This window comes from Gordonia sp. p3-SID1431 (assembly GCF_025143765.1).
GTDB lineage: Bacteria > Actinomycetota > Actinomycetes > Mycobacteriales > Mycobacteriaceae > Gordonia > Gordonia hongkongensis.
The window spans coordinates 20,941-27,076 of record NZ_JAMBDT010000068.1; the positions used below are offsets into that span (position 1 = coordinate 20,941).

4 protein-coding genes are annotated in these 6,136 nt (G+C 68.7%); 2 read left to right on the forward strand and 2 right to left on the reverse strand.

From position 1 onward, the window contains the following. The first annotated feature begins 35 nt into the window (after positions 1 to 35). On the forward strand, positions 36 to 3,287 hold the full coding sequence (locus M4D77_RS16380) for a BTAD domain-containing putative transcriptional regulator (RefSeq protein ID WP_259936708.1): 3,252 nt from the start codon (positions 36 to 38) through the stop codon (positions 3,285 to 3,287). A gap of 4 nt (positions 3,288 to 3,291) precedes the next feature. On the opposite strand, the gene M4D77_RS16385 is transcribed toward M4D77_RS16380, so the two are convergent. Next, positions 3,292 to 3,894, reverse strand: a complete 603-nt coding sequence (locus M4D77_RS16385) for a CoA pyrophosphatase (RefSeq protein WP_259936709.1) — start codon at positions 3,892 to 3,894, stop codon at positions 3,292 to 3,294. After that, the gene (locus M4D77_RS16390; RefSeq protein ID WP_259936710.1) at positions 3,891 to 4,937 is read right to left on the reverse strand and encodes a hypothetical protein; all 1,047 of its coding nucleotides are present in this window, start codon (positions 4,935 to 4,937) and stop codon (positions 3,891 to 3,893) included. Before M4D77_RS16390 ends, M4D77_RS16385 begins: the two co-directional genes overlap by 4 nt. A 484-nt stretch (positions 4,938 to 5,421) precedes the next feature. Here M4D77_RS16390 and M4D77_RS16395 point away from each other — a divergent pair. After that, on the forward strand, positions 5,422 to 6,136 hold a 715-nt coding region (locus tag M4D77_RS16395), incomplete at its 3' end, for a 13E12 repeat family protein (RefSeq protein WP_259936711.1).

The following is a 6,136-nucleotide window of genomic DNA, read 5'->3' on the forward strand; positions in this document are numbered from 1 at the left end:
GCGCGACTGGTGCGACCCGACGAACGGCGCGTGAGTTGGCTTCTGAACCACATCTGGCGATCCGGGTCCTGGGTCCACTGTCGGTCACCGCTGCCGACGGGTCGCCGATCCCGATGACAGCCCGCAAGCACGCCGAGTTGCTTGCCATCCTCGCCGCGGAACGGACTGCGTGCTCGCCTGAGCGGGTGACCGAGCTCCTGTGGCGTGGTCGTCCACCGGCGTCGGCGGCGAGCACGCTGCACGGGTATGTGTCCCGGCTTCGACGCTCACTCGCTCCGACCGGCGTCGTCCGCATCGACACCGTCCCCGCGGGATACCTACTGCACTGCGACGGCGCAGTCACCGACCTCGATCTGCTGGACCAGTTCGGCCAGGAGGGATTGCAGCTCATCCGGTCCGACCCCCGGGCCGGCGCCGAGGTGTTGTGCCGAGCGCTCGAACTATGGCGGGGCGAACCGCTTCCGGAGATCGCCGACATCGCCGACATCGCACCCGAACTCGTCCGGCTCGCGGAGATACGTGCCGAGTTCACCGAGACCGCAGCCGACGCGCTGCGCACGGTCGGCGAGTACCGTCGCTCGGTCGCGTTGCTGACGCCGCTGTGTCAACGGCACCCCTACCGCGAGGGCGCCGCGCGGACCCTCGCTCGTGCGCTGCACGACGACGGACGCACGGTCGACGCCCTCGGCGTACTGCGCCGACTCCGGCAGGCCCTCCGTGACGACCTGGGTCTCGATCCGCATCCCGACACGATCGCGCTGGAAGACGACCTGCTCGACCCGTCTCCCGCGGTCTCGCCGCTCTCCGCCACCTCCGCCACGCCGCAGCCGGTACGCGAACTCATCGGCCGAGTCGCCGAACACGCAGTGCTCGAACAGGTCTGGCAAACCGGCGCGGACCGTCCCGCGGGTGTGGTCCTCATCGGCCCGTCGGGCATCGGGAAGACCGCGCTGGTCGAGCACCTCATCGCACGGCACAGTGCCGCGGCCCGCCGTTTCATCGGCCGACCCGGCCCGCCCGGACCGACGTTCGACGGCCTCGAAGAACTCTTCGGCGAGTCCCCGGTCTCCGTCCCGACGGCGCGAATCGTCGCCGACCTCACCGCCCGCATCTGGTCCGACGTCGCCGAGCACGGGCGGTCGGTGTTACTTGTCGACGACGCCCAGTGGCTCGACGCCGACTCGGCTCTTGTGCTGGGACGCGTGCTTGCAGGTATCGGACAGGCACCGATGACGGTCCTGGTCACCTGCCGCGACCCCGACGCCGAGCCCGTCGAGATCCTCCGGTCGACACTGAATCGGCACGGGCCGGTCGCCGAGGTGCGTCTGACCGAACTCGGCTCCGACGACATGCGCGCGTTGATCGTTCGGCGTCTCGAGCAGCTCGGTGACACGGACCGGGTCGACGCTGACGCGCTGGTCGCGCAGTCATTCGGCAATCCTGCTGTGGCGCAACAACTGTGCGCCATCGCCTGGACCGGGGCGCCGCCGGACCGGGACCATCCCGCCCGATCGATGTACTCGACGCGGTTCGACGATCTCTCCCCTGCCGCTCGTGCGCTCGTCACGGCCGTGACGATCGCAGGCGGCGATCTCCCCGACGATGTGTTCACCGAGGTGGCCCGCACCCTCGGTGAGGGCGTGGCCGACGAGGCAGTCCGCAGCGGGCTCGTCAGCCCCCTGAGGAGCGAGCTTGCGAGCGTCACCACCAGCCCCCTGAGGAGCGAGCTTGCGAGCGTCACCACCAGCCCCCTGAGGAGCGAGCTTGTGAGCGTCACGAAGGGTCTCGCCGACAACCTCTCGCGCGAGCAACGGATCGAGGCCCACGCGCGACTCGCCGCTGCGTTCGAAGCGGTGCGTCCCGACGATCTCGAGTCACTGGCCGTGCACCGCGTCGAGTGCGCCGTCGACGAGGACTCGACCGCCGTCGCCGCTCGCACATGCATCGGGGCGGCTCACCGCGCACTCTCGGCAACGGCCGATCATCGTGCGCTCGACCTGGCACGACGTGGTCTCGGTCTGCCCGGACTCGACTCCCACTCGACCGTCGAATTGCGCCGGATCGCCGGCGCCGCCGCGCTGCGCATCGGGGAGTTCGATTCGGCTGCGGTCTCTTTCGAATCGGCGGCGACGGTGAGTCGGCTGACGCGGGATTGGCCCGCCCTCGCCGAGACCGCACTGCTCTCGGCACCGAACGGGGTCGCGGGCTACTGGTCGGGTTACGGCGTCGTCCAGGCCGATCACGCCGCGCTCGCCCGCGAGGCACTGACACACGGCGAGGCCCTGGACCCCGAAGTGGTTGCGCGCCTTCACGCATCGGAGGCAGCCCGGTTGACCGTCCTCGGCTTGCCGGGCGCCGACGACCATCTCGGTGCCGCACGTGTCGTCCACGACAGCGGTGCCGTGGATTTCGAGATCGACCTCGCCGAGTTCCTCGTCCGGTGGGTTCCCGACCGTCTGGCGGATCGACGCAAGATCGCCCGGGAGCTGTATGAACTATCGGCCGGCGACCTCCACAGACGCGCCACCGCTCTGCATCTGCAACGCGTCTGCGCGTTGGAGGCGGCTGATCTGCGTCTGGCGCGACGCCTGTCCACCGAGTTCACCCGGCTCGCCGGACGTATCGGCGGTACCGATGTGGAGACGATGCAGTTGTGGTGGCAGGTGATGATCGCGCTGTTACGTGGCGACTACGACACCAGCACGGCACTGACCGAGAGGTTCGCTGCGACGGTCGGCGGGCTGTCCGACCGTGCACGACTTCTCGCCAAGTCGTCGATGGCGACCAGCGCGTCGATCGCCGCGTGGCACCGCGGCGAGCTCGCCTCGGCGTTGCCGCCGTTCGATGCGCTCGCGGAAGAGGTGGACGAGGATTTCACCCTGGTGATCGCACTGGGCGCCGCCGAGAGCGGCGACCTCGACCGTGCCCTCGAACTCGCGACGGAGCTGACCGCGGACGCCGACCAGTGGGCCGGTTCGCGCGTGGTGGCGCGCGTTCCACTGCTCATCGAGACGCTCTACGCGGTGTCTCGCGATTCCCGTCACCGCGACGCCGCTGGTGAGATCTGCCGCCGCATCGAGCCGTTCACCGCCGACTGGTCGTCGGGCCTGGTGGTGCAATGGCCCGGACTCGTGTGTCTGGGACCCGCGACGCTGTATCGCGGAACCGCGCGCGAGGTCGTCGGGCTGGATGGAACCGCCGACCTGCAGGATGCCGTCCGGGTGGCCCGCGACACGGGAGCCCGGCCCTACGTGCGTCGGGCCGAGCAGCGACTCGTCGCCGGCTGAGCGGCTATTTCCAGGCAAAGACCGGCTGCTCGAAGCCGTCGACCCGTGTCTGCCGGTTCCGCAGGACCACCTCGGCGAACTGGTAGATCACCGCGGCGGTCGGCGCGTGGACGAGGGACCCGACGATGGGCAGCTGGATGACCGGGAGATCCGACTGCGGGATCGTGAGGAACCGCGGTTCGACGAGCAGTTCCTCGAAGGTGACGAAGAACAGCAGCGCCACCTCGTCGGGATCGGGCGTCGGCTCCTGGTATTCCTCGGCCCAGCAGACGATCGGGGTGATCACGAAACCCGAGCGCGTCGGATAGTCGTCGAGCGCCCCGAGCACCGAGCTCGGCGGCAGCTGGATGCCGAGTTCCTCGTCGAGTTCGCGCAGGCCGGCCGTGATGTAGTCCTCGCCGGGGTCGAGCCGGCCACCGGGGAGTGCGAACTGGGCGGCGTGGCGTCGCATCGTCGTGGGACGCTTGCACAGCCAGATCCCCTGACGGCCGTCCTTCTCCGCTACCGCGAGGACGACCGAGGCGGCCCGTGCGCCCGGGACGTCCGCGGTCCGCCGGTCGAAGCCCTCGACACGCGCGGCAGCCACAGTCCGATCGAGATGAGTCACACCCTCAGTTGATCACGACTGCCGTCCGACGCGACGGACGCCTGCGCGAGGTGGTAACTCACGATGCTGAGGGCGAACAAGCCCAGGGCGAGGTTGAACAGGGCACCGAAGCCCTCGAGCGCGAAGTCGACGAGAGCGTTCGACAGCATGAACACCAGGGCGGCGATACGCAGCCCTCGTAGCGGCCCGGCCGGCTCCACACCGCGCCGGCGCGCGACCATCGCCGGAAGCGCCAGGGCGAGTGTCGCGATCCCGCTGATCAACAGAATCCAGGTGGCAGGCGTGCTGCCGGTGAGTTCGATGTAGATGTCGAGTTCTTCGCTGCGGTCTCCGGAGAAGTAGAAGCTCAGCACGCCGACGATGACGGTGAGTGCGGACGCGATGACCAACCCCCACCCGACGACCGGAATCCATCGGGGACTGCGGAAGAAGTCCGGGATCAGGGCGACCGCCCGGTCGCGGAGTCGCATCAACCGGTCCGGCGTACCCTCGCTCGATTCGAGGAGCGCTCGGATGTGACCGATCGTCTCGGCGTCGAGCCCCTTGCCCTCGGCCACCACGAGAAACTCTTCGGCCTGGCGTCGACGACGTTCCGGAAGCCCGTGCGCGACACCGTCGGCCGCGATGACCGCCGCATTGGCGAGCGCCTCGGCGCCGGTGGGCCGCTTGACATCCCGGACGACGCGGCTGATCAACAGGATCATCACGACGAGCACGTACATGATCTCCGCCGACGGCCCGTAGAAATAATCGTTGGAGCGGGTGACGAACTTGCCGACCTCGTCGAGAAACAACCCGAAACCTATACCGCCCAGCACGATCGCGATGATCCGCGCCGTCGCCCCGAGGAACAGCCATCCGGTGATGAGCGCCAGCATCATCAGCGCGCCACCCCACAGCGCGTGCGCGATGTGCAGTGTTCCGCTGCCGACCTGCGGATACCCGGTGAGATGCAGATACAGGCGCGTGACGATGATCGTCGCGATCGCGAGGATCAAGAACCACTCGACGGCGGCGGTGCCGTACACGCTGCGGACGACCACCCTGGTCGTGCGAGTTCTCATCGAATGAGTATGGCCGGTCCGACGAACGGAAGCGGCACGATTGCGCCGTTGCCGCTGGTTGAGCCGGCACCCTCCGCTGGTTGAGCCTGCTCCCCCTCCGCTGGCTGAGCCGGCGCCCCACTCCGCTGGTTGAGCCGGCAACGAGCCGTTAGGCGAGTCGCCCACCCCCGCTGGTTGAGCCGGCAACGAGCCGCTAGGCGAGTCGCCCACCCCCGCTGGTTGAGCCGGCAACGAGCCGCTAGGCGAGTCGCCGTGTCGAAACCACCTGGCGACCCGACGATCTCAACCGGCGCCAACCCGGACGGCACCATACCGCAACGCCCAGAGCACATTTCGTCGACAACGATGTCACTCCTGTGGAGACTCATCCGGAATTGTCGGTGATCGGGTTTAGATTGGTTGGTAACAGATCACCCAGCTCGGGGCGGGTGATGAAAATCAGGCGTCGGGGGGCGTTGTGCGGGTGTGGACCGATCTACCGGGCGAGTACGTCGCCGGGGTCGATCCTGCCCACGCCGCAGAGACCGACATGGTCATGTTGATGGCCGGCCTCGACGCCACCCGGCGCGGCGAGTCCTACCTCGCCTGGCACCAGTATCAGACGATCGCGGCGATGACCGACCGCCTGATCACCACCAGCGCGTCCGGGTTCGTGATGGACGGCCATGCCGATTGCGCGGCCCGCATCGCCCGCCAGGCCGGGGTGTCGCGCCGGCACGCCGAAACCCTGATCGATGAGGCGATCGCGCTGCGGGATCGGCTCCCCGAGGTTGCCGACACCCTGCGTGACGGGGTCCTGTCGCAGTGGCAGATCCGGCTGATCATCTCCCGCACCGAACTGATCCCCACCGATGACCCGATCACCCCCGCGTTGGATGCCGAGATCGCCGACACTGTGCGCCGCCGAAAAGGTGTGTGGGACCGGGCGCGCCTGCGGGACATGGTCGACCGCCTCGTGTTCCGCCACGACCCCGACGCGGTACGCCAACGCCGCAAAGACGCGATGGATCAACGTGGGGTGTGGACCCACGAACTGCCCGACGGCACCGCCGAACTCACCGCCGTGATGTCGGCGGAAAACGTGCGGATCTCGGCCAAAGCCGTCGCCATCCTCGCCGACACGGTCTGTCAGCGGGATGGCCGCACCCAGGGGATACGACGATCCGATGCGATGTTCG